Annotated in this window: 22 protein-coding genes; 12 read left to right on the top strand and 10 right to left on the bottom strand. The window is 70.9% G+C overall.

Annotated features, from left to right (window positions below; all coding sequences use genetic code 11):
• The 3 genes from ACFYQ6_RS07605 to ACFYQ6_RS07595 all read right to left on the bottom strand — a co-directional run bounded on the left by ACFYQ6_RS07605 (position 1) and on the right by ACFYQ6_RS07595 (position 4,620).
• Positions 1-969: an aldo/keto reductase gene (locus ACFYQ6_RS07605; RefSeq protein ID WP_361572665.1), complete on the bottom strand. Its 969-nt coding sequence runs from the start codon at positions 967-969 to the stop codon at positions 1-3.
• A gap of 104 nt (positions 970-1,073) precedes the next feature.
• Positions 1,074-2,432 (bottom strand): wax ester/triacylglycerol synthase family O-acyltransferase, encoded by a 1,359-nt coding sequence (locus ACFYQ6_RS07600; RefSeq protein ID WP_361572667.1) that lies wholly within the window; start codon positions 2,430-2,432, stop codon positions 1,074-1,076.
• Between the two features lie 121 nt (positions 2,433-2,553).
• Positions 2,554-4,620, bottom strand: coding sequence for a SpoIIE family protein phosphatase (locus ACFYQ6_RS07595; RefSeq protein WP_388761433.1), 2,067 nt, complete (start codon positions 4,618-4,620; stop codon positions 2,554-2,556).
• Positions 4,621-4,767: 147 nt separating this feature from the next.
• On the opposite strand from ACFYQ6_RS07595, the gene ACFYQ6_RS07590 reads away from it, so the two are divergent.
• Genes ACFYQ6_RS07590 through ACFYQ6_RS07580 form a run of 3 tightly spaced genes read left to right on the top strand, consistent with a single transcriptional unit; the run spans position 4,768 to position 7,602 of the window.
• The gene (locus ACFYQ6_RS07590; RefSeq protein WP_388762220.1) at positions 4,768-5,607 is read left to right on the top strand and encodes a YndJ family protein; all 840 of its coding nucleotides are present in this window, start codon (positions 4,768-4,770) and stop codon (positions 5,605-5,607) included.
• A complete protein-coding gene (locus ACFYQ6_RS07585; RefSeq protein ID WP_388761430.1) occupies positions 5,604-6,113 on the top strand; it encodes a DUF1990 family protein in 510 nt (169 codons plus the stop codon). Before ACFYQ6_RS07590 ends, ACFYQ6_RS07585 begins: the two co-directional genes overlap by 4 nt.
• A 28-nt stretch (positions 6,114-6,141) precedes the next feature.
• On the top strand, positions 6,142-7,602 hold the full coding sequence (locus ACFYQ6_RS07580; protein ID WP_388761427.1) for a lipase maturation factor family protein: 1,461 nt from the start codon (positions 6,142-6,144) through the stop codon (positions 7,600-7,602).
• A 101-nt stretch (positions 7,603-7,703) separates the two neighbouring features.
• On the opposite strand, the gene ACFYQ6_RS07575 is transcribed toward ACFYQ6_RS07580, so the two are convergent.
• The 3 genes from ACFYQ6_RS07575 to ACFYQ6_RS07565 all read right to left on the bottom strand — a co-directional run bounded on the left by ACFYQ6_RS07575 (position 7,704) and on the right by ACFYQ6_RS07565 (position 11,371).
• Positions 7,704-7,877 carry a hypothetical protein gene (locus tag ACFYQ6_RS07575; RefSeq protein ID WP_361573448.1) on the bottom strand — a complete coding sequence of 58 codons (174 nt, stop codon included), beginning with the start codon at positions 7,875-7,877 and terminating at the stop codon, positions 7,704-7,706.
• Between the two features lie 388 nt (positions 7,878-8,265).
• A complete protein-coding gene (locus ACFYQ6_RS07570) occupies positions 8,266-9,756 on the bottom strand; it encodes an SDR family NAD(P)-dependent oxidoreductase (protein WP_361572675.1) in 1,491 nt (496 codons plus the stop codon).
• A 142-nt stretch (positions 9,757-9,898) separates the two neighbouring features.
• Positions 9,899-11,371, bottom strand: a complete 1,473-nt coding sequence (locus ACFYQ6_RS07565; protein WP_361572677.1) for an MFS transporter — start codon at positions 11,369-11,371, stop codon at positions 9,899-9,901.
• A 249-nt stretch (positions 11,372-11,620) separates the two neighbouring features.
• Here ACFYQ6_RS07565 and ACFYQ6_RS07560 point away from each other — a divergent pair, with 249 nt between their 5' ends.
• From ACFYQ6_RS07560 to ACFYQ6_RS07535, 6 genes are all read left to right on the top strand, one after another.
• A complete protein-coding gene (locus tag ACFYQ6_RS07560; RefSeq protein WP_361572679.1) occupies positions 11,621-12,517 on the top strand; it encodes an RNA polymerase sigma factor SigF in 897 nt (298 codons plus the stop codon).
• A 117-nt stretch (positions 12,518-12,634) separates the two neighbouring features.
• On the top strand, positions 12,635-13,894 hold the full coding sequence (locus ACFYQ6_RS07555; protein WP_361572681.1) for a fused response regulator/phosphatase: 1,260 nt from the start codon (positions 12,635-12,637) through the stop codon (positions 13,892-13,894).
• Entirely contained in the window at positions 13,891-15,516 is a 1,626-nt protein-coding gene (locus tag ACFYQ6_RS07550; protein WP_361572683.1) for a CHASE3 domain-containing protein, read from the top strand. Before ACFYQ6_RS07555 ends, ACFYQ6_RS07550 begins: the two co-directional genes overlap by 4 nt.
• On the top strand, positions 15,513-15,956 hold the full coding sequence (locus ACFYQ6_RS07545) for a response regulator (protein ID WP_361572685.1): 444 nt from the start codon (positions 15,513-15,515) through the stop codon (positions 15,954-15,956). The genes ACFYQ6_RS07550 and ACFYQ6_RS07545 overlap by 4 nt, the downstream gene beginning before the upstream one ends.
• A gap of 97 nt (positions 15,957-16,053) precedes the next feature.
• On the top strand, positions 16,054-16,509 hold the full coding sequence (locus tag ACFYQ6_RS07540; RefSeq protein ID WP_361572687.1) for an ATP-binding protein: 456 nt from the start codon (positions 16,054-16,056) through the stop codon (positions 16,507-16,509).
• Between the two features lie 235 nt (positions 16,510-16,744).
• Complete coding sequence (locus tag ACFYQ6_RS07535; protein ID WP_361572689.1) at positions 16,745-17,899, top strand: DMT family transporter; 1,155 nt, start codon at positions 16,745-16,747, stop codon at positions 17,897-17,899.
• 45 nt (positions 17,900-17,944) lie between these two features.
• On the opposite strand, the gene ACFYQ6_RS07530 is transcribed toward ACFYQ6_RS07535, so the two are convergent.
• On the bottom strand, positions 17,945-19,210 hold the full coding sequence (locus ACFYQ6_RS07530; protein WP_361572691.1) for a transglycosylase family protein: 1,266 nt from the start codon (positions 19,208-19,210) through the stop codon (positions 17,945-17,947).
• A 211-nt stretch (positions 19,211-19,421) separates the two neighbouring features.
• On the opposite strand from ACFYQ6_RS07530, the gene ACFYQ6_RS07525 reads away from it, so the two are divergent.
• A complete protein-coding gene (locus ACFYQ6_RS07525) occupies positions 19,422-20,480 on the top strand; it encodes a LacI family DNA-binding transcriptional regulator (RefSeq protein WP_388761418.1) in 1,059 nt (352 codons plus the stop codon).
• A gap of 177 nt (positions 20,481-20,657) precedes the next feature.
• On the top strand, positions 20,658-21,029 hold the full coding sequence (locus ACFYQ6_RS07520; RefSeq protein ID WP_361572695.1) for a hypothetical protein: 372 nt from the start codon (positions 20,658-20,660) through the stop codon (positions 21,027-21,029).
• A 35-nt stretch (positions 21,030-21,064) separates the two neighbouring features.
• On the opposite strand, the gene ACFYQ6_RS07515 is transcribed toward ACFYQ6_RS07520, so the two are convergent.
• The 3 genes from ACFYQ6_RS07515 to ACFYQ6_RS07505 form a co-directional block, all read right to left on the bottom strand.
• Complete coding sequence (locus ACFYQ6_RS07515) at positions 21,065-21,445, bottom strand: antibiotic biosynthesis monooxygenase family protein (RefSeq protein ID WP_388761415.1); 381 nt, start codon at positions 21,443-21,445, stop codon at positions 21,065-21,067.
• A gap of 331 nt (positions 21,446-21,776) precedes the next feature.
• Complete coding sequence (locus ACFYQ6_RS07510) at positions 21,777-22,640, bottom strand: alpha/beta hydrolase (protein WP_361572699.1); 864 nt, start codon at positions 22,638-22,640, stop codon at positions 21,777-21,779.
• A gap of 547 nt (positions 22,641-23,187) precedes the next feature.
• Entirely contained in the window at positions 23,188-24,528 is a 1,341-nt protein-coding gene (locus ACFYQ6_RS07505; protein ID WP_361572701.1) for an ROK family transcriptional regulator, read from the bottom strand.
• A 142-nt stretch (positions 24,529-24,670) separates the two neighbouring features.
• On the opposite strand from ACFYQ6_RS07505, the gene ACFYQ6_RS07500 reads away from it, so the two are divergent.
• Entirely contained in the window at positions 24,671-25,984 is a 1,314-nt protein-coding gene (locus tag ACFYQ6_RS07500; RefSeq protein WP_388761410.1) for an ABC transporter substrate-binding protein, read from the top strand.

Here is a 25,984-nt window from a genome sequence, read left to right as displayed (position 1 = left end):
TCACAGGAGCCCTTCGGTCCGCAGGTCGTCCCAGAGCGCCTCGGGTACAGGGGTGCGCAGCTGGGCGGCGGCGTCCCGCACCTCGTCCGGCGAGCGGGTTCCGACGAGGACCCCGGCGACCGCGGGGTGGCGCAGCGGGTAGTGCAGGGCGGCGGCACGCAGAGGGACGCCGTGCGCCTCGGCGACGGCCCGCATGCGCAGGGCGCGGTCGAGGAGGGGCGCGGGAGCCGCCGCGTAGTCGTAGGTCGCGCCGGGGCGGGGGTCCGCGAGCAGCCCGGAGTTGAAGACTCCCCCGACCACCACGCTGCGGCCCCGGGCAGCGGCCTCCGGCAGCAGTGTGTCGAGGGCGCTGCGGTCCAGGAGGGTGTAGCGGCCGGCGCAGAGGACGGCGTCGGCATCGGTCTCGCGCAGGAAGCGGGTGAGCATGGCGGTCTGGTTCATGCCGGCGCCGATGGCTCCGACCATGCCTTCCGCGCGCAGTCGCTCCAGCGCGGGATAGCCCTCGCGGAATGCCGCTTCGCCGTGCTCGTCGGGATCGTGCAGGTAGACGACGTCGACGCGGTCGAGGCCGAGGCGCAGGAGGCTCTCCTCGATGCTGCGCCGGATGCCGTCGGCGCTGAAGTCCCAGCGCCGGCGGTGGGTGTGCGGCACGGCGAAACCGTCGGACAGTCCGTGCAGGCCCGCGCTCTCGTCGGCGGTCAGCGGATCGAGCAGGCGTCCTGCCTTCGTGGACACCGCGTACGAGTCCCTGGGGCGATGGCGCAGCGCCTCGCCGAGGCGGCGCTCGGAGAGGCCCAGCCCGTAGTGGGGGGCGGTGTCGAAGTAGCGGACGCCCTCGTCCCACGCCGCGTCGACAGCGGCGGCGGCCTGGGCGGGATCGACCTCGCGGAAGAGATTGCCGATGGCCGCGGCCCCGAAGGAGAGCTCGCTGATCTCGACCGCGCTGTGTCCCAGCCTGCTGCGCCTCATGCCCTGCCGCCCCCGCCGATGGTCCCTGACGACCCGTTGTGGTCCGTACAGGGACTATTCATCGGATCAATCGGGCGCGTCAACACTCCCTGCGGGATTGCCTGTCATGCGGGGGCGGGCACGGTGGGTACGAGAGCGTGCAGGTCGCGGAGTTCTTCGCGCATCGCGGCGGCCAGCCGGTCGAGATCGGGCAGGGCCTTGCCGTCGGCGACCAGTCCGACCTGTACCCGCCCGCCGTAGGTGGAGAGGGCCACGGCAAGGGACTGCCCACGGGCCAGCGGCGCCATGGGGTAGACGGCGCGCAGGGGGCAGCCGCCGAGCGAGAGCGCCGAGCGGGGCAGGGGCACGCTGGTGACCAGGATGTCGAAGAGCATCCGCGCCGCGTTCCCTGCCAGCGGCGCCCCGAACCGGTGCGCCAGGGCGGGCAGCTGGTCCGCGAGCACGGCGACGGCTCCGGCGCCGCGCATCGGGCCGGCCGCCTTGTTGCGGTCCATGCCCGTACGCACCAGGCGCAGCCGTTCCCGGGCGTCGGGTTCGCCGACGGGGAGCCCGAGGAGGTAGGCGGAGAGCTTGTTGCCGGTGGCCGCGCCGCCGGGCCTGCGCCGGGAGACGGGTACCAGGGCGCGCGGGTCGGAGCCGGGAAGCCGCTCGCCGCGTTCGAGCATCCAGCGGCGCAGCGCACCGGCGACCACCCCGAGCAGGACGTCGTTGGACGTGCCGCCCTCCGCGCGCCGGACCCGCTGCACCGTCTCGGCGTCGAGTTCGGCGGTGGCCAGCCGGCGCGTCCCGCTGGAGCGGGCGGACAGGGGGGTCGAGGCGCGCAGGTCGAGGCGGCTCGCGCGTACGACGGAAGCGCCGACGCCCAACGCCCGGCCGACGTCACCGAGCCGGTCGAGTGCCATGCCCGCCGCTTCGTACGGCCCGGGGAGCCAGGAGCGCGGCGGCACGGGCGTGCGCCGGCGCACCGCACCCCGTCCGGCACCCGCGGAGGCGATCTGGTCGAAGATGCCGGCGCCGATTGCGACGGCCCGCATCCCGTCGGCAAGCGCGTGGTGCAGCTTCACGAGTACGGCGAACGGGCCGTCCGGCGTGCTGTCGAGGAGGTACATCTGCCAGGGCGGCAGGCCGCGCCCGAGCGGCTGCTCCATGAGTTCACCGGCGAGCCTGCTCGCCTCCGCCATGAAGTCGCCCTCGGCGAGGACCACCCTCCTGACGTGCCGGTGCACGTCGAAGTCCTTGTCGGTGAACCACGCCGCGCCACCCACGGGCAGCAGGACGTCGCGCACCCGCATCCGCAGCCGGGGAATGGCGGCGGCACGCGCGCCCAGCAGGTCGAGCAGGTCACGCGAGGTCACGCCGGGCACCCGCTCGAAGACGGCGAGGGCGCCGAGGTGCATCGGATGGGCCTCGGATTCGAGGTGCCAGAAAGCCAGATCAAGAGGTGCCAGAAGCTCGGTACTCAACGGGGCCTCGCGTCATCGACAGCGGAACGGCGGGGATCGCAGTCAATCCCGCGACGTCAGTTACGGTCAAGCATGGACATGTTACGTACTGTTACAGTCTCGCGGCGTCCCGGAAGTGTCGCTACCGGTGGTCCTGGATGAGGAACTCGCACCACACGCACTTGCCGTTCCCCCGGGACTCCACTCCCCATACGTCGGCCAGCCGGTCGACGAGCATGAGGCCCCGGCCGGAAACCCCTGACTCCCCCGCCTCCCTGCGGCGCGGCAGCGCGCTGGAGCGGTCCTCGACGTCGACCCGCAGACGGCGCTCGGGGCCGGTGAGCACGCGGATGGTGACGATGGCGCCTCCGTCGGTGTGCATCAGCGCGTTGGTGATCAGTTCGTCGGCCGCGAGCTCCACCTCGTCCGCCCGCTCCTTGGCTCCCCAGGCGCGCACGGCCGCCCGGATCATGTGCCGGGCGGAGGTCAGCGCTTCCGGGTCGTTCTGCGCGACGTGCTGCTGGAGCCGGCCGCCCGGATGGGGGGCGTGGGCGGCGTTGCGGCGCAGGAGCAGCACCGCCATGTCGTCCTCGCCACCGCGCTCGTCGACGACCTCGCACAGCCGGTCGGCCAGCTTCTGCAGGTCCTCGGGCCCCTCCCGCACGGTCGAGGCCAGCAGCCGCATTCCGTCGTCGAGGTCGGTGCCCGGCAGCTCCACCATGCCGTCCGTGTAGAGGATCAGCGTCTGGCCCGGATCCAGGTCGACGGTGCTGACCGGGTATTCGAGCTGCCCGAACTCCGCCGACAGGCCCAGGGGCAGGCCGCCGTCGACGGGCAGTCTGCGGCAGCCGCCGTCGACGTCACGCAGGGCCGGGTCGACATGACCCGCACGGACCAGCTGGACCACTCCGGTCGTCAGGTCGGCCTCGGCGTAGGTGCAGGTCGCGAAGCGGTCCGTGTCGAGTTCGTGCAGGAAGACGGAGGCCCGCGCCATGACCGTGGCGGGGCTGTGCCCCTCGGCCGCGTAGGCGCGCAGCACGATCCTGAGCTGCCCCATGACGGCCGCCGCGTGCGTGTCGTGGCCCTGCACGTCACCGATGACGGCCCCGACCCTCCCGCCGGGGAGCGCGATGATGTCGTACCAGTCACCACCGATGTCACGTCCGAGCCGGGCCGAGCGGTAGCGCACGGCCACCTGCGCCCCGGGCACCTCGGGAATCCGGCGGGGCAGCATCGCCTGCTGGAGCCCCTCGGCGAGATCGTGCTCCTGCTCGTAGAGCATGGCCCTCTGGAGGCTCTGCGCGATCGAGCTGCCGAGGGCGACGAGCAGGTTGCGTTCGTCGCTGGTGAAGCCCGCCTTGTTGCCGTAGAGGAGCCCGAGCGCACCGATCGGGCGGGCCTGGGCGATGAGGGGCATGTAGGCGGCGGCGGTGATACCGAGGTGGCTGATGTGAGGCCACAGGATCGGGTACGAACGCGCGAAGTCCTCCGCGCTCTCGATGAAGCGGGGAGCGAGGGTGCGGATGACCTCACTCATCGGATAGGGCTCGTCGATCCGGGTGTACCGGGTGCCCTGCACGTACGCGCCTTCGGGCCCGTCGGCCACCAGATGGATGCGGCCCGATTCCAGCAGGCCCATGACGAGGCTGGTGGCGCCGAGGTGGGCCAGACCTCGCGAGCTCTTCAGCACGTCGGTGACGTCCTTCACCGTCCGCGCGTGGGCCAGCGCGGCCGTGGTGCCCTCGACCAGGCTGGTGCGGCGCCGCCGCTCCTCGTCGACGGTCCGCCGGGCGGTGGATTCGGCCAGCTCCTGGGTGGCGTCGCGGATGATCCCGATGATGCGGCGGGGCCGGCCGTTGTCGTCGCGCCGGATGCACCCCTGGGTGTGGGTCCAGCACAGACTGCCGTCCCGCTGCCTCCTGCGGAAGTACGCGCCGTAGTTGTCGTGCCCGCTCTCGAGCGCCCGCCTGACCATGTTGTCGAGCCGCGCGCCCTCGTCGGCGGGTACGCGCGGGGCAAGGGCTTCGGGGCTGCCGTCGTACTCGTCGCGACGCAGGTCGAACACTTCGAGCGCGGGCTCGTCCATGTACATGAGGCCGCTGTCCAGATCCCAGTCGAAGCTGCCCATTCGGTTCAGGGCGAGGCTGAGGTCCGGGTGGGCGGGCCAATCGTCCGGGAGTGACAGGGCACCCGCTACCCGATCATCCATGTGCGCCACTCTGCCATTATTTGTCCGATTCCTCGACCGAGAAGCCAGCCTTGAACGCGTTCAAGACTGGCTCTATGCTCAGCGCCAGAAGAGTTGAACATGTTCAATTCGAGTCGCTCCGCGCGTCTCGGAACGGGGGTGGGGACGATGTCCGTACTGGTCGGGCTGATCGTGACGCTGGGCATGCTGGTGATCGTCCCGCTGGGCCTCGGGCTCTTCGGCGATCCCGCCCTCGACCGGATACGCCGCCTCTGGCCGGTGTTCGCCGTGCCCGGGGCCCTGTCCCTGTGGCTGCCGCGGGGAGACGCCGCGACGGCGGCGGCCCTCTGTTACGCCCTGGGAGCGCTGCTCCTCGCCGCCCACGCACCCCGGCGCCTCGCGCGCACGCGCAGTGTGCGCCCCGGGGAGACCGCCCTGCTCACGGCGCTGGTCACCCCCTCGGTCGCCGCCCTCGCGCTGGTGGCCGAGCGCTCGGGCCACGAGCTCTTCGGATTCGGGCTCGGCATCCTGGCGCTGACCGTGCCGCACTTCCACTTCGCCGGCTTCGCCGCCGCACTCGTCGCCGGGCTCGTCTGCAATTCTGATGACAGCCCGGCCGGCCGGTTCGCCGCCCTCAGCGTTCCGCTCGGCACCCTTCTCGTCCTCGTCGGCTACTTCGTCGGGGACCGGGCCGAGCTCGCCGGAGCCATCGTCCTCACCGCGGGCATGTGGACAGTCGCCCTCCTGACCTGGCGCTCCGTCCACCTCCCCGGCCGCGACCGCGCCACCAGGGTCCTGCTCGCCTCGTCGTCCGCGGTACTCGTGGCCACCATGGTGCTCGCCCTCAGCTGGGCGCTCGGCGAGGCGACCGGACTGCCCCACCCCAGCCTGACCTGGATGGCCGCCACACACGGGCTCGGCAACGCGCTGGGCTTCGCGCTCTGCGCGCTGCTCGCCTGGCATCGGCTCCAGAAGCTCACCACCTCTCCCGAAGGAAGGACCACATGAGCCACCTGACGTACCCCGAGGTCGGCGCCACCCGGCTGGGGCCGCTCCCGGACGGCTACAACCATCTGCACCACCGTGCGGCGATCGGCAGCGGCCGGGCAGGTTTCGAGGCCGCCGGCGCCGCCGTCACCGAGTGGCGCATGCACCGCGCCACGGGAGCGGGGGTGAAGGCCTCCGCCGCGCAGGCAGCCGTGGGAGCCACCGTCGACATCTCGGCCGGCATCGGGCCGCTGCGCCTCACCGCCCGGTGCGAGATCGTGTGGACCGCCTACGAGAAGGACCGCACCGGCTTCGCCTACGGCACGACGGCGCGGCACCCGGAGTGCGGCGAGGAGAGTTTCGTGGTGGAACTGGCGGACGACGGGACGGTGTGGTTCACCGTCACGGCGTTCTCCCGGCCCGCCTCCTGGTACACCCGGCTGGCCGGACCTCTCGTCCCGATGGCCCAGCGGTGGTACGCCCGGCGGCTCGCCGCCGTACTGCGCCGGGTCGTGTCGGCCGCCTGACGGGCCCGTGCGCCCGATACTGGAAGAGATGGAGTGGTTCACCGCAGACGGCTACTGGCTGAGCAGACTGATCTTCCAACGGGCGCTCGCCGTCGTCTACCTGGCCGCGTTCCTCTCGGCGGCGCTCCAGTTCCGCGCACTCATCGGCTCCGGGGGCATCCTCCCCGTCCCCGAACTGCTCCGGCACACACCGTGGCGGGCGGCGCCCGGCCTGTTCCGGCTGCACTACTCGGACCGCTTCTTCGCGCTGGTCGCCTGGACGGGCGCCGCCGTGTCACTCGCCCTCCTCGCAGGCCTGGACGCTCACCTCCCGCTGGGCGCGGCGATGGCGCTGTGGGCGGTGCCCTGGGTGCTGTACCTGTCGATCGTCCAGGTCGGACAGGTCTGGTACGGCTTCGGCTGGGAATCGCTCCTGCTGGAGACGGGATTCCTCGCCGTCTTCCTCGGGAACTCCGGCACGGCTGCGCCGGTACTGGTGCTGTGGCTGATGCGCTGGCTGCTCTTCCGGGTGGAGTTCGGCGCCGGGCTGATCAAGATCCGGGGGGACGAGTGCTGGCGCAGACTGACCTGCCTGGAGTTCCACCACGAGACCCAGCCGATGCCCGGACCGCTGAGCTGGTTCTTCCACCGGCTGCCGAAGCCCGTCCACTGGGTGGAGGTCGCGGCCAACCACTTCACGCAGCTCGTGGTGCCGTTCCTGCTGTTCACCCCGCAGCCCGTGGCGAGCGTGGCCGCCGGGCTGATGGTGGTCACCCAGCTGTGGCTCGTGCTGTCGGGGAACTTCGCATGGCTGAACTGGCTGACCATCGTCCTCGCCCTCTCCGTCGTCGACTGGTCGCTGATCTCCGGCCCGCCCCCCGCACAGTCGGCGCCTCCCCTCTGGTACGAAGTGGTGGTCATCGCGGTCACCGCACTCGTGCTGGTGCTCAGCTACCGCCCCGCGCGCAATCTCCTCTCGCGCCGCCAGGTGATGAACCGGTCCTTCGACCCGCTGCACCTGGTCAACACGTACGGCGCCTTCGGGAGCATCAGCAGGATGCGGCTGGAGGTGGTCGTCGAGGGCACCGACGAGCCGGTGATCCACGAGGGGACCCGCTGGCTCGAGTACGGCTTCCGGGGCAAGCCGGGTGATCCGCGGAGGCTGCCACGCCAGTTCGCGCCCTACCATCTGCGGCTCGACTGGCTGATGTGGTTCGCGGCGCTCTCCCCCGCCTACGCCCGCTCCTGGTTCGGGCCCTTCGTCGAGCGGCTGCTGCGGGGCGACCGGGACACCCTGCGTCTGCTGCGCCACAACCCGTTCCCCGACGGCCCACCCGCCCATGTCCGGGCCAGGGTCTTCCATTACCGGTTCACGGACTGGCGCGAGCTTCGGGCCACGGGATGCTGGTGGGAGCGGACGTATGTCCGCGACTTCATGCGGCCGGTGGCCCGCCCGGTGCCGCTGCGGCCGGACGGGCGCCCGCCGGCGCAGGGTGACGGCCGCCGCTGAGCACGCGGGAGCCCATCGGGTGGCGGCACTCGGCGCAGCGCAGGGTTCCGGCCCCCGTCCGTGGACGGGGGCCGGAACCGGGGCGCCGAGGAACGCGGCCGTCAGTCGATGCCGGGCAGGATGTGCGGCTCGGCGAGGTCGTCCTCGTAGCCGGCCAGCCTGATGGGGGCCGACCTGGCCCAGACCTCGATGTTCCGGAGCTTCTCGGGCCGGCGGGCCCGCTCTCCGGTCGCTTCGGCCGGGCGTGTCTCGGTCTTCGTCATTTCAGGTGTCACCGCGGACTCCTTTGTGTCGCGTGTCCCCGGGCGAAGGCGACGCTGCGGCTGTGAGAACCGTGTGGCCGCCCGCTGCGGGGCAGGGGCAGAAACAGTTCGGTCGCGGTGGCGCCGGATACGGGGCGGGACGGCGGGCTGCTTACAGACCTGTCCCGGGACGGCCGAGGAAGTTTCGTGGATCCCTTGGTGGCGTCCGTTCACCTCAGCCTAACCAAATGAGCGCCGTCGCGCTCGACAGAACGTGTGGCCTGGGTCACTTTCAGCCAACAGAACGGCGGCGGCCCTGTGATGACGGGCCGCCGCCGTGCCGCCTGTTGACGCAGGTGGCAGGTGGTTCGGAAGAAACGGGTGCCGCGGAAGATGCTGGAGCGGCGTCAGGGGTTCGAGGTCACCAGCCTGCGGGCGCGTAGTCCTTCAGGAAGCAGCCGTACAGCTCTTCGCCCGCCTCGCCACGCACGATCGGGTCGTAGACCCGGGCCGCGCCGTCGACGAGGTCGAGCGGGGCGTGAAAACCCTCCTCCGCGAGGCGCATCTTGTCGGGGTGCGGCCGCTCGTCGGTGATCCAGCCGGTGTCCACGGCCGTCATCAGGATGCGGTCCTTCTCGAACATCTCCTGCGCGCTGGTGCGGGTCAGCATGTTCAGCGCCGCCTTGGCCATGTTGGTGTGCGGGTGTCCCGCCCCCTTGTAGCCGCGGCCGAACACGCCTTCCATCGCGGAGACGTTCACCACGTAGGCGCGCTTCGCCTCCGTCCTGGCCATCGCCGGACGGAGCCGGCTGATCAGGATGAAGGGCGCGGTGGAGTTGCAGAGCTGGACCTCGAGGAGCTCGATGGGCTCGACCTCCTCCACGGTCTGGATCCAGCTGTTCGTGTCGTGGAGGTCGGGAACGAGTCCGCCCGCGTCGATCGCGGTGCCGGCCGCGATACGGGCCGGCGAGGCGGAGCCGGTGACCAGGGCGAGGTCCGTCACGTCCTGTGCGCTCAGCCCCTCCCCCTCCTTGCGTGCGGCGGGCAGCGCGGCCACGCGGTCGACCGTGCCGCTGCCGAACGTACCGATCACCTGGGCCGCGGGGAGTTCGCCGGCGGGCAGCGGGGCGGACTCGGCGCTGAGCAGTTCGCTGTAGGCCTGCGGGGAACGGCGGACCGTCTGAGCGGCATTGTTGATGAGGATGTCCAGCGGGCCCTCGGCGGCAACCGAGTCGGCGAGCGCGACGACCTGGGCGGGGTCACGCAGGTCGATACCGACGATCTTCAGGCGGTGGATCCAGTCATCGCTGTCCGGCATGGCCTTGAACCGGCGGATCGCGTCGTTGGGGAAGCGGGTGGTGATGGTGGTGTGCGCGCCGTCACGCAGCAGTCGCAGCGCGATGTACATGCCGATCTTGGCGCGGCCGCCGGTGAGCAGGGCGCGGCGTCCGGTGAGATCGGTGCGCGCGTCACGCCGCTCGCGGTTCTCCGTGGCGCAATCGCGGCAGAGCTGGTGGTAGAAGGCGTCCACCTCGACGTACCGGGTCTTGCAGACGTAGCAGGACCTCGGGCGCCGGAGGACGCCGGCGATCTCGGCGGTGGCGGAGGAGGACGGGAGGACGCCCTGCGTCTCGTCGTCGATCCGCTCGGCCGATCCGGTCGCGGTGGCTTCGGTGACGGCCTTGTCGTGCGCGGTCTTGGCGGCGCGGCGCTCCTGGCGGCGGCGCTGCTTCACGGTGCGGTAGATGCCCGCGGTCGCCCGGCGTACGGCAATGGCGTCGGGGTGGTCGACCTCGATGCTGTCGAGCTCGTCGAGCACGCTGAGGCAGACGGCCAGCCGCTCCGGGTCGATTCCGGGACCGAACTCGTCGATACCGGGAGCGAACTCCGGGCTGTCCTCTGTCACCGTCATTGCCGTTCCTCTGTCACTCGTCACTCATGCCGCTCTCGGCTTCGGTGGGGAGTGATCCGGCCGGGGCCGGCGAGGGCAGGCACTCACGGGCCGAATGCCCCGGTCAAGTCTGCCATGAGTCGGGCGTTGCTCCGTTCGGATGTCATTCCCGGTCCCCGCTGACCGACAGGGGGGTCGCGATGTCCTCCAGGGACTTCTGCTCGGCCGCCACCGCGAAGAAGCAGGCGACCAGGCCGGCGGCCACCATGAGGGCGGCTCCGATGCAGAACGCCAGGACGGTTTCGCCGACCACCCCGCTCGCGGTCAGGTCCGCGAAGACCAGCGGACCGGTGATGCCTCCCGCCGCCGTACCGACGGCGTAGAAGAACGCGATCGCCATCGCCCGGGTCTCCATGGGGAAGATCTCGCTCACCGTCAGGTAGGCGGAGCTGGCCCCGGCGGAGGCGACGAAGAGGACCAGGCACCAGCAGGCCGTCATCGTGACGGCCGTCAGGGCCCCGGCACCGAAGAGCCAGGCGGTGCCGAAGAGGAGCAGGCCGGAGAGGATGTACGTCCCCGCGATCATCGGTTTGCGTCCCACCGTGTCGAAGAGGCGGCCCAGGAGGAGCGGTCCCAGGAAGTTGCAGAAGGCGATGACGGCGAAGTAGTAGCCGGTGGCGCCACTGGAGACGTCGAAGAACTTCACCAGGATCGAGCCGAAGCCGAAGGTGATGGCGTTGTAGAGGAACGCCTGGCCGATGAAGAGGGCGATCCCGAGGACGGCCCGCTTGGGATAGGACCGGAACACGGTCCTGGCGATCAGCCCGAACCCGATGCCCTTGCGCTGCCGCACGGTGATGGCGGGCTCGGCCGGAGGCAGGCTCCTCCCCGTCTCCGCCTCCACCTCTCGTTCCACCCCGTCGACGAGCTTCTCGGCGGCTTCGTCGTGTCCGTGGATGAACATCCAGCGAGGGCTCTCCGGCACATGGCGGCGCACCAGGAGGATCACGAGCCCGAGGACCACGCCCAGTGCGAACGTGAGCCGCCAGCCGATGTCCTTGGGAAAGATGTCGGTGTTCAGCGCGAGGACGGAGAGCAGGGAACCGGCAACCGCGCCGAGCCAGAAGCTGCCGTTGATGATGAGGTCGACGCGGCCCCGGTACTTGCTGGGGATCAGCTCGTCGATGGCCGAGTTGATCGCCGCGTACTCCCCGCCGATCCCGAAGCCCGTCAGGAAGCGGAAGAGGAAGAACCACCACGCCGAGAAGGAGATCGCCGTGAGCGCGGTCGCCGCCAGATACACGGCCAGGGTGATCAGGAAGAGCTTCTTGCGCCCGTAGCGGTCGGTGAGCCATCCGAAGAACAGCGCGCCCGAGCAGGCTCCCGCCACGTACAGCGCGGCTGCGATGCCGGTGACCTGGGCGTCGGTGATGGCCAGGCCGCTGCCGTCCTCGGACAGGCGGCTGGCGATGTTGCCGACGACGGTGACCTCGAGACCGTCCAGGATCCAGACGGTCCCCAGCCCGATCACGATCATCCAGTGCCAGCGCGACCAGGGCAGCCGGTCCAGCCGTGCCGGGATCCTGGTGGTGACGGTCCTGTCGGCCGGACGGCCCGCCGGGCCGGTTCCGCTCATGAGCCGCTCCTCTTTTCTCTGCCCCGCTGCTCCGGGAACACCACAGGTGCCCGGAATGCGGCGCGACTCACACCTCGGTTTCCGGGAGGCGTTGAATTTCCGCCCGAACCGACACGAATCGTTACATCCGCCGGTGGCACTCGCTCTCGCTCGGCGCCCTCGGAAAAATTTCCAGGAATTCGGTGGCATACCTTCCGGATACCGGGGCAAGCGCTCGTCACCACACAGGACTCCAGGGAGGGCGACACCATGACGGCCATGTCAGTGCGAACCACGGAAGCGATCGGCACGGCTGCCACGCGGTGCGACGAGGCGGGCACGGGTTCCGACACGGCCGCGCTCCCGTGGATCGAGGACGCCGGCAAGGTCGCCCCGCAGGATGCCCGGGCGATGTCGAAGCTGTTCTTCGACCGCCTCCAGGACCTGGAGGAGGGCACGCACGAGTACCAGTACGCGCGTAACACCCTGATCGAGATGAATCTCTCCCTCGTGCGCTTCGCCGCGTCCCGGTTCCGCAACCGGGGCGGGGACGACACCGAGGACATCATCCAGGTGGGGACGATCGGCCTGATCAAGGCGATCGACCGGTTCGACCTGTCGCGCGAGGTCGAGTTCGCCACATTCGCCGTGCCGTACATCGTCGGCGAGATCAAGCGCTTCTTCCGTGACACGACCTGGTCCGTGCACGTGCCGCGCCGCCTGCAGGAGCTGCGGGTCGAGCTGGCCAAGGCCAAGGAGAAGCTGTCGGCGGATCTCGACCGCGACCCGACGGTCGCCGAGCTCGCGGCGCATCTGGATCTCCCCGAGGAGGAGATCATCGAGGGTCTCGTCGCGGCCAACGGCTACTCGGCGGGCTCGCTGGACACCCCGAGCGCGGACAGCGAGTCGGGCGGCGACCAGCGCACCTACGCCGATGTGCTGGGCGAGGACGACCCGGCGATGGAGACCGTCGAGAACCTGCACGCCCTGGCACCGCTGCTGCGGCAGCTGGACGACCGTGAGCGGAAGATCGTCAGGATGCGTTTCGGACAGGAGATGACTCAGGCTCAGATCGGCGCTGAGCTGGGTGTTTCCCAGATGCACGTGTCGCGCCTGCTCAGCCGGATCGTGCAGCGCCTTCGTGCGGGCATGTGCGTCGAGGCGTGATCGCGCCCCGCACCCCCTGAATCCCTGATGCCCGGCCGAGCGCCGGGCATCAGTCGCATATGCTTCCTGCCGAAACGGCAGCGGATGCCCCGTGCCGTCCGTCGGAGGGGGTGGAAAGTGACAGAGTCGCCGTTGAACACCTCTGCGCTGGTGAGAGCGCCCGGCGCGATCCCGGAACAGCAGCGCGTCGTCGCCGCTGACGACGCGTCCGTCTGGGAAGTCGGCGCTGCCCTTCTCCTGGTCGAGGACGACGCGGGGGACGCACTCCTCGTCGAGGAGATGCTCACGGACAGTGAGCTCGACGCCCCACTGACGTGGTGCAAGACGCTGGCCGAGGCCCGGCGGTTCCTGCTGGAGTGCCGTACGCCCGTCTGTGTCCTACTGGATCTGCACCTGCCCGACGTGAACGGCCTCGACGCGGTCCGTCAGCTCGTGGCGTCCGCGCCGGATGCCGCGGTCATCGTGCTGACCGGTCTGGCCGAGTCCGAGACCGGCCTGTCCGCGGTGGCGCAGGGCGCCCAGGACTATCTCGTCAAGGGCCGTATCGACCCCGAGGTCCTCGGGCGCGCGGTCCGTTACGCCCTCCAGCGCAAGCACGCCGAGCGGTCGGCGGCCGCCATGCGGACCAGCCAGCTGATCGCCCAGGAGAACGCCCGTCTGGAGCGCGCTCTGCTGCCCATTCCGCTGCTCCTGGACGACAGCTTCCGGGTGGCCGCGCGCTACGAGGCGGGCCGTGCCCACGGACTGCTGAGCGGCGACTTCTACGACGTGGTGCAGACGGCCGACGGTGCGGTGCACGCGGTGATCGGCGACGTGTCGGGGCACGGGGCCGCGGAAGCGGCGCTGGGGGTGTGCCTGCGGGTCGCCTGGCGTACGGCCGTGCTGACCGGTGTCTCCCAGCGGGAGAAGATCGGCCTGCTGGAAGGCATCCTCGTCGCGGAGCGGTCCGACCCTCACGTGTTCGCCACCCTGACCACGCTGGTCTTCCCGCCGAGCCGGGACAAGGTGTTCGTCGGGCGTGCCGGCCACCCGGGGCTCCTGATGCGGCACGGCACGGACGTCAGCTGGGAGGAGCCGGACACGGGCATGGCACTGGGCCTGCTGCCCGGCCTCGGCCGCTGGACGGTCACCGAGCTGGAACTCCGCCCGGGCACCGAGCTGGTCCTGTTCACCGACGGTCTCTTCGAGGGGCGTACGGGTCCCCGGTCCCGGCTGGGCGAGGAGGGGCTGCTGGCCATGGCGGGCAAGTACGGTGCGCTGGAGCCCCGCGCCTTCGTGGACGCCCTGGTCGCCGAGGCCACCGAGAGCGCGTCGCCTTACGGCGGGCTCGCCGACGACGTGGCCGTACTCCATCTCGGCTGGAGGCCGGAATCATGAGCACACGGGAAACAACCGAAACGAGCCAGGGGCCGATAGCCCGCCTGTCGGTGCAGAACTGGGTCCACCTGATCCTCGCCGGCTTCGTGCTGGTGGTCTGCGGATGCCTGGTCGTGGGGGGACTCGTCCTCTCCCGGATCTCCGACCGGACGACGGACCTGGTCGACCGCATCCAGCCGGCCCGCTCCTCCTCCTTCCAGCTGCAGAACTCGCTGCTGGACCAGGAGACCGGGGTCCGGGGATACGCCCTCACCGGTGACACCACCTTCCTCGAGCCCTACCGGGCCGGCGGGCGGGCCGAGGCGGAGCGGCTGGCCCGGGTGCGGCAACTGGTCGGGGGCGAGGAGCCGTACGCCACCGATCTGGACAGGATCGAGAAGGCCGCCCAGCAGTGGCGCACCCTGCGGGCCGAACCGCTGATCGCCACCGTGCGGGCGAGCGGGCCGACGGCGGCGTCGTCCGCACCGATCCTGCGGAGCAAGCAGGAGTTCGACGCGCTGCGTGCGCTCTACACGGTCCAGCAGAGTCATCTGGACGACGCGCGTGACCATGCCCGTGCGGAACTCGACGACGCGCGCGTCACGCGCGACCGCGTGCTCCTCGCCCTGGTGGTCGGCTTCGTGCTGGCCGTCGTGTCGCTCAGCGTGCTGTTCCACCGCGTGGTCGGCCGGCCGCTGGCGGCCCTGACCGCGGCGTCGAACAGGGTCAGGTCAGGCGCCTTCACCAGCAAGATCGCGGTCCGCGGCCCTTCGGACGTCAGGGCGGTCGCCGCGGCGGCGGAGGACATGCGCCGGCGCCTGGTCGCGGAACTGGCCGAGTCGCAGGAGCGCGAGACCTTGCTCGCGGAGCAGACGGCGGAACTGCGCCGGTCCAACTCCGAGCTTGAGCAGTTCGCGTACGTGGCCTCGCACGACCTCCAGGAGCCGCTGCGGAAGGTCGCCTCCTTCTGCCAGCTCCTGGAGAAGCGCTACGGGACGCAGCTGGACGAGCGCGGAAGGCAGTACATCGACTTCGCGGTCGACGGTGCCAAGCGGATGCAGGTACTCATCAACGACCTGCTGACCTTCTCCCGGGTGGGACGGGTGCAGCAGAGCTGGAAGCCCGTCGACCTCGGCGGAGCGCTGGACCGCGCGCTGTCCAACCTCACGCTGGCCGTGGAGGAGTCCGGGGCCACCGTGGTGCGCGAGGACCCGCTCCCCGAGCTCCTCGGTGACTCGACGTCGCTCACCATGGTCTGGCAGAACCTCGTCGGGAACGCGGTCAAGTTCCGCAGGACGGACGTTCCGTGCCGGATCACGGTCGGGTGTGTCCGGGAGGGTGAGGACTGGCATCTGACGGTCGCCGACAACGGCATCGGGATCGCGCCGGAGTTCGCCGACAAGGTCTTCGTCATCTTCCAGCGCCTGCACGCCCGCGACGAGTACGAGGGCACCGGGATCGGGCTCTCGCTGTGCCGTAAGATCGTCGAGTTCCACGGTGGCCGGATCTGGCTGGACCCGGAACCCGCCGAGGGCACACTCATACACTTCACCCTGCCTGTCCTTCCTGAGGCACCCACGCACACCACCGCGGAGCTGCTCGCCCCCGCCCCGCTCACCCCCCGGTCGGGAGACACCCCGTGAACGACGCCGTAAAGCCCATCGAGGTCCTGCTGGTCGAGGACGATCCCGGTGACGAGCTGATGACCCGCGAGGCGTTCGAGGACAACAAGATCCGCAACACGCTCCACGTGGTGCGCGACGGCCAGGAGGCGCTGGACTTCCTCTACCGCCAGGGCGGGTACGCCGACGCGCCGCGTCCGGATCTGGTGCTCCTCGACCTGAACCTGCCCAGGTACGACGGCAGGCAGGTGCTCGAGAAGATCAAGACCGATCCTGAGCTTGCGCTGATCCCGGTCGTGGTCCTCACCACGTCCTCCGCCGAGGAGGACATCCTGCGGAGCTACAAACTGCACGCCAACGCCTATGTCACCAAGCCGGTCGACCTGGAGCAGTTCATCGGCGCGGTGCGCCAGATCGACGACTTCTTCGTGAGCGTGGTCCGGCTGCCGCCGCGCGCGTAAGATCTCAGGACATTCGCCGGAGTGAGATCTCTCGACGCGGGTAGACGAACGGCGATAAGAGGTCGACGACCTCCCCTGCGCGCCCTGGCTGGAGCACATGAACGAACAGGCCACCTCACGGCCGGACCACCCCTGTCAGGGGTCTCCCTCCACGGAGGTTCTGCACGCCGCGGAGGTGTTCGACGGAGAGCCCGGTTGTATCGCGCAGGCCCGCGCCCTCGCCGACCGCTTCCTCACGAGGCTCGCGGCGGAGTGGCTGGCCGTCCTCGGTGTCCACACCCGCAGCGATCTGATGCTGGCCGTCAGCGAACTCGTCACGAACGCGGACCGCTACAGCCACGGTCCCTACCTGCTGGAGCTGGAAGGCGACGCCCGGCACGTCAGCGTGACGGTGTACGACAGCAGCACGGCGCTGCCGGTGCTCTACTCCCCCGACCCGGCGCGTCTCGGCGGCCACGGCATGGAGATCGTCGTCGCGCTCTGCGACCGGGTCACGGCGGAGCGGGTGCCCGTCGGCAAGCGCATCCGTGCCGAGTTCCAGCTCAGCACCTGAGTCACCATCTGAGGCCCGTTCCGGAGACATGTCCGGCACGGGTCGCTTTCGCGTACTTTGCGCCACTGCTCGGTGGCGCGGCGTGACCTCCTGGGCGAACTTCTGAGCTCTCGGGCGAGGAGGACTACCGTCGAGAGGAGGACCCGGGAGTGATGGACGTACTACCGGAGCAGTAGGCCGAATCGCCGTCTCAAGGACGACGACGTGGCCGCTCCGACGAGACATCGTGGTGTACATGAGTTCCCTCGTGCTTTCCGTGCTCCTGTCGCTGGTCTCAGCCGTCGCGTACGCGGCCGGCGCGATCGTCCAGGAGCGCGTGGCGGCGGCCGGCGACAGCCGTCCGTACGCTCCGCTGCGCAACGGCGCCTGGTGGGTGGCTGTGGCGCTCAACGGAGTGGGGGCACTGCTCCACGTGGTGGCGCTGGCGTACGGACCTCTGAGCCTGGTACAGCCCCTGGGTGCCCTGACGATCGTGTTCGCGCTGCCGATGGCGGCCGTCTTCGTCCGGCGCCGGGCGGGGCGTACCGCCTGGCGCGGCGCGGTGATGGCAACGGTCGGACTGGCCGGGCTGCTGGCGCTGACGGGGAACGCCGGATCGCACACGCTGGCCGGGCCTGAGCAGCTGATGCTCGCGACGGGGACCTTCGGCGCGGTGGTGGCGCTGCTCGTCGTCGCGAAGGGACTCCACCGGCCGATGCTGCGCAGCGTGGTGCTGGCCACCGGCGCCGGTGTCGCCTTTGGCATGGCGTCGGTGTTCACGAAGACCGTCGCCGTGGAGTGGACCTCCGGCGCGGTGAAGTCGGGGCTGCCGACCCTGCTGGTGATCGCCGCGCTCGCCGCGGCCGGGCTCCTGCTCTCCCAGGCCGCCTACCGCGGCGCGGGTCTCGCGGCCCCCCTCGCGACGGTCACGGTGGTCAACCCGGTCGTCGCGGCCGCGGTGGGCCTCACGATGTTCGGGGAGCAGTTCCGCTACGGCATGACGGGCACGCTGCTCGCCATCGCCTGCGGCGCGCTCGCGGCAGCGGGTCTGGTGCTGCTGACCACGGAGCGGGTGGGGGCGGAGCAGCGGGAGCCCGAGGACTCCGGGGCCGGGCAGGGCGCCCCCGAAGGCTCCGGCGACGACGCGCCTGGGGACGGTGAGGCGGACGGTCACACGGACGGCGTCGTGGTGCTGCCCGAGCCGGCGAAGCCCGGTGCGCCGCCGCGGGCCGCCCTCCCCGATCAGTTTCCCGCCCCCACGGCGCTCTCGCTGCCGCTGACCCTGCCGTTGGACCACGGGAGCGGCCGCGTGGAGTTCGGCGACTCCCGGCCCGTGTCCGGGTCCGCCCGCCGGGGTGACTTAGGGCCTGCCGGCGCGGTGCAGACCCTGACTCCGCCCGCCCTGAGGTAGGCCGGCGGTCAGAGGCTGACTCCGCGCCCTGAGGCAGGCCGCAGGTCAGAGGCTGACTCCGCCCGCCCTGAGGTAGGCCAGCGGGTCGATGTCGGAGCCGTACCCGGGGCCGGTGCGGATCTCGAAGTGCAGGTGCGGGCCGGTGCTGTTGCCGGTGGATCCCGAGCGGGCGATCCGCTGGCCGCTGCCGACCTGCTGGCCCTCGCGCACATGGAGCGAGGAGAGGTGCGCGTACTGGCTGTACCTGCCGTCCCCGTGCCGGATGACGACCTCGTAGCCGTAGGCACCCGCCCAGCCGGCCGAGACGACCTTTCCCGATGCCACGGCCTTCACCGACGTGCCGGTGGGTACCGGGAAGTCGACGCCGGTGTGGTAGCCGCTGGACCATGATCCCGCCTGGTGGTACGGGGTCCCCGTGCGGGCCGCGACCGGGGCGGTGAGTCCGGTGCTCGCCTTGGACGTCTTCTTGTCGCCCCGGGCCGCGGGCTTCGCGGGCTGGCGGGCCGTTTTCGGCGCGGCTTCGGGAACCGCCTTCGGCGCGGCCTGGGGGGCTGCCTTCTGCGCGCTCTTCTGTTTCGGCTTCGGCGCCGCGGTCGCGGGCTTCGGCGCCGCCACGGGGGCGTTCGCCACGTCCAGGGACAGCCGCTGCCCGGGCAGGATGAGGTCGGGGTCGGCGCCCACCACCGTCCGGTTGGCCGCGTACAGCCGCTGCCAGCCGCCCTGGACCCGCTCGGCGGTGGCGATACCGGAGAGGGAGTCCCCACGCGCGACGGTGTACGACTCGCGCTCACCGGGCACCGCCGTCGGCGAGGCCTTCGCCGCCCCGGCCCCGGCGGCGGTCTTCTTGGACGGGCCGGACTGCGGCGTCTTCCCCTGCCCGGTCTCGGCGGCGGCCCGGCGCTTCGTCTGCGGGTCGGCCCCGGGCGCCTCAGCCCCCTGCTTCAGACCCGCCCGTACGGAGCACGTCGGCCAGGCTCCCGGGCCCTGCCCGTCGAGCACCTTCTCGGCGACGGCGATCTGCTGGTCCTTGGTCGCCAGATCGGCCCGCGCGGCGTATGCCGTGCCTCCGTAGGCGGCCCAGGTCGACCTGGTGAACTGCAGGCCCCCGTAGTAGCCGTTACCCGTGTTGATGTGCCAGTTCCCGGTCGACTCGCAGGCGGCGACCTTCTCCCACACATCCGTCGATGCGGCGCCCGCCGAGGCGGCGGTGAGGAGCGGGAGCGCGAGGCCCGCACCTCCCGCCGTCACCGTGAGCGAGGCACGGTTGATGCGGCTGGGCTGATATCTGCGGTGCCGTCCGTTCGCGGCCATGATGTGGCTCCCCCACTGCTGTAGGACACGTCGCAAGCGGCCAACTTATGGGCATACGACGGGTGGTGACAAGTGAACATTCGTCGCTCGCCGCCCGTGCGCCCCGGCGCACCACCCCCGGGATCCGGGCCCTCGCTCCCCCGCCGACCAGCTTCGGCCACCTTGGGAGAGCGCTCTATCCCGGCGCCGGGCTGATGCTATAAATGCGCCCATGACGGATGCTCCGCGCCCGGCCGGCGCGACCCCCACCCTGGAGGACGTGGCGAGAGCGGCCGGTGTCTCCCGTGCCACGGTCTCGCGGGTCGTCAACGGGGTGCGCAACGTCGACCCGGCGATCCAGGAAGCCGTACGACAGGCGGTCTCGGTCACCGGATACGCCCCCAACCGGGCGGCCCGCTCCCTCGTCACCCGGCGTACGGAGACCATCGCCCTGGTGGTGTCGGGAGCAGGAGTCGAAGCGGACGCGGACGAGGGCTCCTTCACCGCGCAGGTGTTCGCCGACCCGTTCTTCGGCCGCGTGGTGACCGGGGTGGTCAACTACCTGCGTCCGCGCGGGATGCACCCGGTGCTGATGTTCGCCGAGACCTCACGGGCCCGGGACGAGGTGGTGTCGTACCTGCGGCAGGGCAGCGCCGACGGAGCCCTGATCGTCTCGACGCACGCGCGGGACCCGCTGCCCGGGCTGGTCACGGACGCCGGACTGCCCGCGGTCCTGTACGCCCGCCCCGGGCGGCCCGCGCGGATCAGTTACGTCGATCTGGACCACCGTGAGGGTGCCCGGCTGGCAGCCGCGCATCTGGCGGCACGCGGCTGCCGGCAGGTCGCCACCATCAGCGGGCCGCTGGACCTACCGGCGGGCCAGGAGCGTCTCGACGGGTTCCTGGACGCGATGGCGCGGCGCGGACAGAGCGATGTCCCCGTCGCCGAGGGGGTGTTCACCCAGGAGAGCGGCGAGGCGGCGATGGAGCGGCTGCTGGCCGGGCATCCCAGCCTGGACGGGGTGTTCGCGGCGAACGACCTGATGGCCGTGGGCGCTTGCCACGTGCTGCGGGAACACGGCAGGCGGGTGCCGGAGGACGTTGCCGTGATCGGCTTCGACGACAGCAGCGCCGCCTCGGCCTGCCGGCCCCCACTCACGACGGTGCGCCAGCCGGTGGAGGACATGGCGGCGGAGATGTGCCGCCTTCTGCTGGACCGGCCGGCCGCGCCCGACCGCCCGGCGACGTCCGTCATCTTCGAACCGCTGCTGGTGGTACGGCACTCCGCCTGAGTGCCGGAGTGGTGGCCGTTCCGCGGGAGCGCGCTCCACCGCCGCGTTCCCCCGTGACAACGCCGCCCGCCGACGACCGCCGCGGCGGCCGAGGTGCCACGCACCGGTATCCTCCTCGCGGAGTCGCAGGTGACAGGGGCGAACGGGCGCGGTTCAGGCCGGACGGAAGTGGTACTCATGCGCAAGGCGGTCTTTCCGGCCCTCGTCGTACTGGCGGTGCTGACGGCGGGATGTTCCTCCGGGTCCGACGCCGCGGACCAGCAACGGCTCACCGAGCAGCGGGAGAACTACTGCGCGCAGTTGGGGACGTGGCAGAAGGCCCGGAACGCGGCGGAAGCGGACCCGCCGGACGCCTCGGAGTTCGACGAGGTCGGGGCGCTCGCCGAGGACGCCTTCATCGCCATGCGCCCGGTCCAGGAGGAGACCGTGGGCGGGGGCCGGTCCCTGGGTGAGGCCACGTCGGCGGCGATGCACGACAACGACTCGGAGGCGGAAGGGCGACTCGTGGACTACTGCGCGGACTCCGGCTTCGAGACACTGACCCGGTAGGGACTGGCTGCGGTGTGACGGCTGGACTCGGCCGGTCAGCCTGTCGTCGGGCTCTGCGCGTTCTCCGCCCGCGTGAACGCGTGGCTCCGTTCCACTTTTGCCACGTGCAGCGTGTAGTGCTCGTACCACTCGGCCCGCCCGCGCTCCTGAGCCGCGCGGTGCTCGACGTCGGTCCGCCACCTCGTCAGGGCGTCCTCGTCGCGGAAGTAGCCGACCGTGATGCCCAGCCCGCCAGGGGTCTGCGCGTGGTCCATCCCCAGATAGCCGGGGACGTCCTTCACCAGGTCCTCCACGCGCGCGTCGGTCTCGCCGTAGCCGTGCTGGTGCTGTGTCCGCACGGCGGTGAAGACGACCGCGTAGTAAGGAGGCGCGAAGGCTCCCACGGGCGCGACAGGCGCTTCCGAGTGATCGTTCATGGCATCACCGTAAGGCGGGGCGGACACAACGATCCAGCGTTTCGGTTGACAGGCGGCCACGGTGCCGGTCAGGTTCGGCCGCCCAGGAGACGGCCGTATCGGTGGTCGAGGAACCCAGGAGCAGCCGTCGCGGCCCGAGGCGCAGCCGTCGGGCGGTACAGCCGTACCGACGAGGAGGCCTTCGGCCGCAACGCCGCCCGCCCGTAGGGGGGTTCGAGCGGCGGACGGCCTCGGGCTCCGGCAGGGACCGGTACGGGAAGGGCACGGCCGCGAAGGCAGAACCATCGGCGCGCTCGGGCAGTTCGGGGCCTTCGCTACCAGCCGGTTCCCCTCATGGGCGGGCAGGCAGGAGCTCGGCGACCTCACCCAGAATCCGGGCTGCCGGTGCCGGGTCGACCAACCACTTCAGATGACTGCTGGGGAGCGTTCGGACGTCGTACGGGTTCTCCGGCGTCAGCGCGTCGCCCTCGCGGATCATCCGGTCCTGCATGGCGAGGGGGACGCTGGTGTCCTCGGCCAGCCGGACGTACGTCTTGGGAATCCGCCCCCAGGTGTCGGCCTGTGCCCGGTCATCGGGTGTGCCGGCGTCGAGGTTCTCGTCGGGCTGGAAGGTGTTGAGGAAGACCATGAACTCCTCGTCCGTCCCGTCGGCGAGGAATGCCGCCTTGAAGGCCGCGAGGACGCCAGGGTCGGCGGTGCGGAAGTTGGAGCGCAGCAGTCCGAGCTCGGCAGGGTTCCCGACCATCGCGGAGGCCAGCCCCGTGGCGTCGACCGTGGCCATCTCGGGCTCGGCGTAGTAGGCACCGACGTCGAGGTCGACGGGGCACCAGGCGGAGACGTAGACGATGTGGTCGATCAGGTCGGGCCGCCGATTGGCCGCAACGGTGGCCGTCATGCCGCCCCGGCTGTGCGAGACGAGGATGACGGGCCCGTTGCGCTTGGCCCGTTCCAGTATCCCGATGAGGTGCGTGGCGTTGTCGGCGAGCGTGACGCCCTTGATGGCCCCGGGTGCGGTGGCAAGCCCTTCGAGATCCTGCGGCGCCTGGTAGGCGCGCGGGTACGTCGCCGCGAATCCGTGCCCCGGAAGATCGACAGCAGCGGAGCGATGTCCGAGGAGGCCGAGTTCGGCTTGGAGCGGCGCGAAGGAGAAGGAGTTTGCGAAAGCCCCATGAACCAGGACGAACGTCGGTTGCATCTGTCTGCTCACATTCTGGCCTCTGCGGTGTCCGGCGGCGCGCGTCTCCGGTCCCGGCGACACGAACCGTCTGACGGCCGGGGCTGCGGAACGTGCCGTCGCCCGGTGGCACGCCATCCCCGCCGCAGAGGCGTTCCCGTGCATGGCATGCGTCGACGGCCGAGCGCGTGGTCGTGGGATGAGCGGGCACGCCCGTCATCCGGTGGCCCACCGTAGTCAGCGAAGATCATCCGCGCTACGCGAATGACGACTTCCGCTTGTGCACTTCGCCGACCAGGTTCCCAAGGCCCTGGCTTCGACGGACGGACCGCCGTGCCGTCGCTGTCGGCGCCTGGCCGCGACATGTCGGGGCGGGTGCGGGGGCGCCCCGTGGCCCGCGGGACGCGAAGGGCGGCCATCACCGGCTCGAAGGCGGGGGTGTCAGCGGCCTGTCCGGCGGTGAAGGCCGAAGGCCGGAGACCGGCAGTTGCCGCCGGCTGCCAGGTCGCCGACTTTCCGGCTCGACCGACGGTCGCCCTTCGATGCCACCGGGCCCGCCCGGCGCCGCTCAGCCCGTCGTGGCGCGGCTGCGGCTCGGTGTCGTCCGTTCCTTGGCCGTGGATGCCGCTCCCCCGGCCGGTAGCGGTGTCCCCGCGGGGCGTGTGCCACCGCGGGCCAGGAAGTCGGCCAGCGGCAACGTCGCGGCGCCGACGGTGACGGCGTCCGGTCCCAGGTGTCCCAGATCGATCGTGGTGCGGGCGACCGCGTGACGCAGGGCGTACTCCTGGGCGTACCGGCGGATCTCCGGGAGGAGATGGGGGCCTATGAGCAGGCCCGCCCAGCCGCCGAGGAGGATGCGTTCGGGCAGGAAGAGGTTGACCAGGTCGGCGAGCGCCGCGCCCAGGCACTCCGCCGTCTCGTCCAGGATCGAGACCGCCACCGGGTCCGGGGCTCCCCCGCCGGGGCCGGGGTAGGCGGCGGCGAGCAGTGCGGCGAGGGCGCGTTCGTCGTCGGCGTCCGCCGGCAGGGGGCCGCCTGCCTCCTGCCAGCGCTCACGCATGGCCTCCGCGCCGGCGTACGCCTCCAGGCAGCCGATGGAGCCGCAACGGCACCGGCGGCCTCTCAGCTGCACCGTGGTGTGGCCCCACTCCAGCGCCGCGTTCGAGAGGTCCTCGTCGAGTATGTCCCCCCGGTTGACGCTCGCGCCGACTCCGGAACCGATCAGCGCGACCGCGGCCGCGTCGGCCCCCCGGCCGCCGCCGAACCACATCTCGGCGCGGCCCAGTGTCTTCGCACCGTTGTCGATGAAGAACGGCACCTCCGGCGGGACGTCCACGGCCTCCCGGAGGAGCCGCTCGAAGGGGACGGCGCTCCAGCCGATGGTCTGGCCGTGCACCACCGCGCCGGGTCCGCCCCTGGCCTCCGGTGCGTCGCGCTCGATGATGCCGGGCACCCCGATCCCGATACCGAGCAGCATCCGGGGGTCGGCCCCCGCGTCCCGCAGGACGTCGGAAACGCCGGAGCGGACATGGCCGACGATGCGCTCGACGTCGTATCCGTGCTGCGCCAGCAGGCGGTCGGTACGCGTGAGCTCCGCCAGTGAGAGGTCGAACAGCTCGACGCGGACCCGGGTCTCACCGATGTCGATGCCCACGAACAGCCCTCCGCCCGAGGCGATCCGGAGCAGGGTGCGGGGGCGGCCCCCGTCGGAGTCGACGATCCCCGCCTCCTCCACCAGACCCTCCGAGACCAGCTCGGCGACCACGTTGCTGATGGATCCTGAGCTCAGCCCCGTCGCGGGGCCCAGCTCCTGACGGCTCAACGGCCCGTCGAAATACAACCGTTGCAATACCCGTGCCCGGTTGCCCCTTCGCAGGTCACGCACGGTCCGTCTGCTGCGCTCAGCCATGTTGCTCCCTTCCCTCCGGCAACATACCCCGGTCCCGGCACTTGACGGGCACTTTCTTCACCTCTTAAATCACAACCTAAATTAAGTGAAGGCGCCCGTTCGGATCCCGAACGCCGCCCTCCCCGGAAAGGGGCCACCTTTCATGCGTCACCTCAGAGCCGCAGCAGCAGTCACCCTCGCCGTCTCGGTAGCCGTTGGAGTCTCAGGCTGCGGCGGTGGCACGTCGTCGGCCGGCGGGAGCAACGAGTCGCCGAAGACCCTCACCTACTGGGCGTCCAACCAGGGCCCGAGCATCGAGGCGGACAAGAAGATCCTCACGCCCGAACTCAAGAAGTTCGAGAAGGAGACCGGGATCAAGGTGAAGCTGGAGGTCGTGCCCTGGGCCGACCTGCTGAACCGGATCCTCGCCGCGACCACGTCCGGTCAGGGCCCGGACGTTCTCAACATCGGCAACACCTGGTCCGCGTCGCTCCAGGCCACCGGCGCGCTGCTCCCCTGGGACGACGAGAACTTCGAGGCGATCGGCGGCAGGGACCGCTTCCTCGAATCGGCTGTCGCCTCCGCGGGCAAGGAAGGCGAGCCCCCCGCCGCGGTGCCGCTCTACTCCCTGTCGTACGCCCTCTACTACAACAAGAAGATGTTCGCCGACGCCGGCGTCACCGCTCCCCCCACCACGTGGGACGAGCTCGTCGAGTCCGGCAAGAAGCTCTCCAAGGACGGAAAGTGGGCCCTGGGCGCCGAGGGCTCCAACCTCTCCAACAACATCCACCAGACGTTCGTCCTGGGGCAGCAGCACGGCGCGGACTTCTTCGACGAGCAGGGCAAGGCCGATTTCACCTCGGACGGTGCCGTCGCGGCCGTGAAGCAGTACATCGACTTCATGGCCAAGGACAAGATCATCGCCCCGGGCAACGCCGAGTACGCGCAGAACCAGTCGCTGACGGACTTCGCCAAGGGCAGGACGGCCATGGTGCTGTGGCAGGCCGCCGCCACCACGTTCGCCGCCCAGGGCATGAAGCCGGAGGAGTGGGGCGTGGCACCCGTCCCCGTCCCGGCCGGCGCCCCGGGCGAGGGCAAGCAGACGAACTCCATGGTGGCCGGCATCAACATGGCGGTGTTCAAGAACACCAAGAACATCGACGGCGCCAAGAAGTTCGTGAAGTTCATGACGAGCGACGAGGAGCAGAGGATCCTCTGCAAGACCTACGGGTCGATCCCGCCGGTCAAGGCCGCCCAGTCCGATCCCGCCTTCGCCGCCCCGGAGCTGAAGGTCCTGCGCGACACGCTCGCCACCAGTGCCGCGCCGCTCCCCCAGGTGCCGAACGAGTCGCAGTTCGAGACGGCGGTGGGCACCGCCGTCAAGGAGCTGTTCGCCGACGCGGCGGCAGGTACCCCCGTCACCACCGAATCAGTCAAGGCGCGCCTGGAAAAGGCCCAGCAGACGATGCAGCAGTGA

Origin of the sequence: Streptomyces sp. NPDC005494 (genome assembly GCF_042872025.1) — a bacterium.
Taxonomy (GTDB): domain Bacteria; phylum Actinomycetota; class Actinomycetes; order Streptomycetales; family Streptomycetaceae; genus Streptomyces.
This window is presented reverse-complemented; position numbering and strand designations above follow the sequence as displayed.

Excerpts from the sequence above, each read along its gene's own strand:
- ACFYQ6_RS07605 (WP_361572665.1), bottom strand. The coding sequence starts at position 969 with ATGAGGCGCAGCAGGCTGGGACACAGCGCGGTCGAGATCAGCGAGCTC.
- ACFYQ6_RS07595 (WP_388761433.1), bottom strand. The coding sequence starts at position 4,620 with ATGGATGATCGGGTAGCGGGTGCCCTGTCACTCCCGGACGATTGGCCC.
- ACFYQ6_RS07590 (WP_388762220.1), top strand. The coding sequence starts at position 4,768 with ATGTCCGTACTGGTCGGGCTGATCGTGACGCTGGGCATGCTGGTGATC.
- ACFYQ6_RS07585 (WP_388761430.1), top strand. The coding sequence starts at position 5,604 with ATGAGCCACCTGACGTACCCCGAGGTCGGCGCCACCCGGCTGGGGCCG.
- ACFYQ6_RS07580 (WP_388761427.1), top strand. The coding sequence starts at position 6,142 with ATGGAGTGGTTCACCGCAGACGGCTACTGGCTGAGCAGACTGATCTTC.
- ACFYQ6_RS07570 (WP_361572675.1), bottom strand. The coding sequence starts at position 9,756 with ATGACGGTGACAGAGGACAGCCCGGAGTTCGCTCCCGGTATCGACGAG.
- ACFYQ6_RS07565 (WP_361572677.1), bottom strand. The coding sequence starts at position 11,371 with ATGAGCGGAACCGGCCCGGCGGGCCGTCCGGCCGACAGGACCGTCACC.
- ACFYQ6_RS07560 (WP_361572679.1), top strand. The coding sequence starts at position 11,621 with ATGACGGCCATGTCAGTGCGAACCACGGAAGCGATCGGCACGGCTGCC.
- ACFYQ6_RS07550 (WP_361572683.1), top strand. The coding sequence starts at position 13,891 with ATGAGCACACGGGAAACAACCGAAACGAGCCAGGGGCCGATAGCCCGC.
- ACFYQ6_RS07540 (WP_361572687.1), top strand. The coding sequence starts at position 16,054 with ATGAACGAACAGGCCACCTCACGGCCGGACCACCCCTGTCAGGGGTCT.
- ACFYQ6_RS07535 (WP_361572689.1), top strand. The coding sequence starts at position 16,745 with ATGAGTTCCCTCGTGCTTTCCGTGCTCCTGTCGCTGGTCTCAGCCGTC.
- ACFYQ6_RS07530 (WP_361572691.1), bottom strand. The coding sequence starts at position 19,210 with ATGGCCGCGAACGGACGGCACCGCAGATATCAGCCCAGCCGCATCAAC.
- ACFYQ6_RS07525 (WP_388761418.1), top strand. The coding sequence starts at position 19,422 with ATGACGGATGCTCCGCGCCCGGCCGGCGCGACCCCCACCCTGGAGGAC.
- ACFYQ6_RS07520 (WP_361572695.1), top strand. The coding sequence starts at position 20,658 with ATGCGCAAGGCGGTCTTTCCGGCCCTCGTCGTACTGGCGGTGCTGACG.
- ACFYQ6_RS07515 (WP_388761415.1), bottom strand. The coding sequence starts at position 21,445 with ATGAACGATCACTCGGAAGCGCCTGTCGCGCCCGTGGGAGCCTTCGCG.
- ACFYQ6_RS07510 (WP_361572699.1), bottom strand. The coding sequence starts at position 22,640 with ATGCAACCGACGTTCGTCCTGGTTCATGGGGCTTTCGCAAACTCCTTC.
- ACFYQ6_RS07505 (WP_361572701.1), bottom strand. The coding sequence starts at position 24,528 with ATGGCTGAGCGCAGCAGACGGACCGTGCGTGACCTGCGAAGGGGCAAC.
- ACFYQ6_RS07500 (WP_388761410.1), top strand. The coding sequence starts at position 24,671 with ATGCGTCACCTCAGAGCCGCAGCAGCAGTCACCCTCGCCGTCTCGGTA.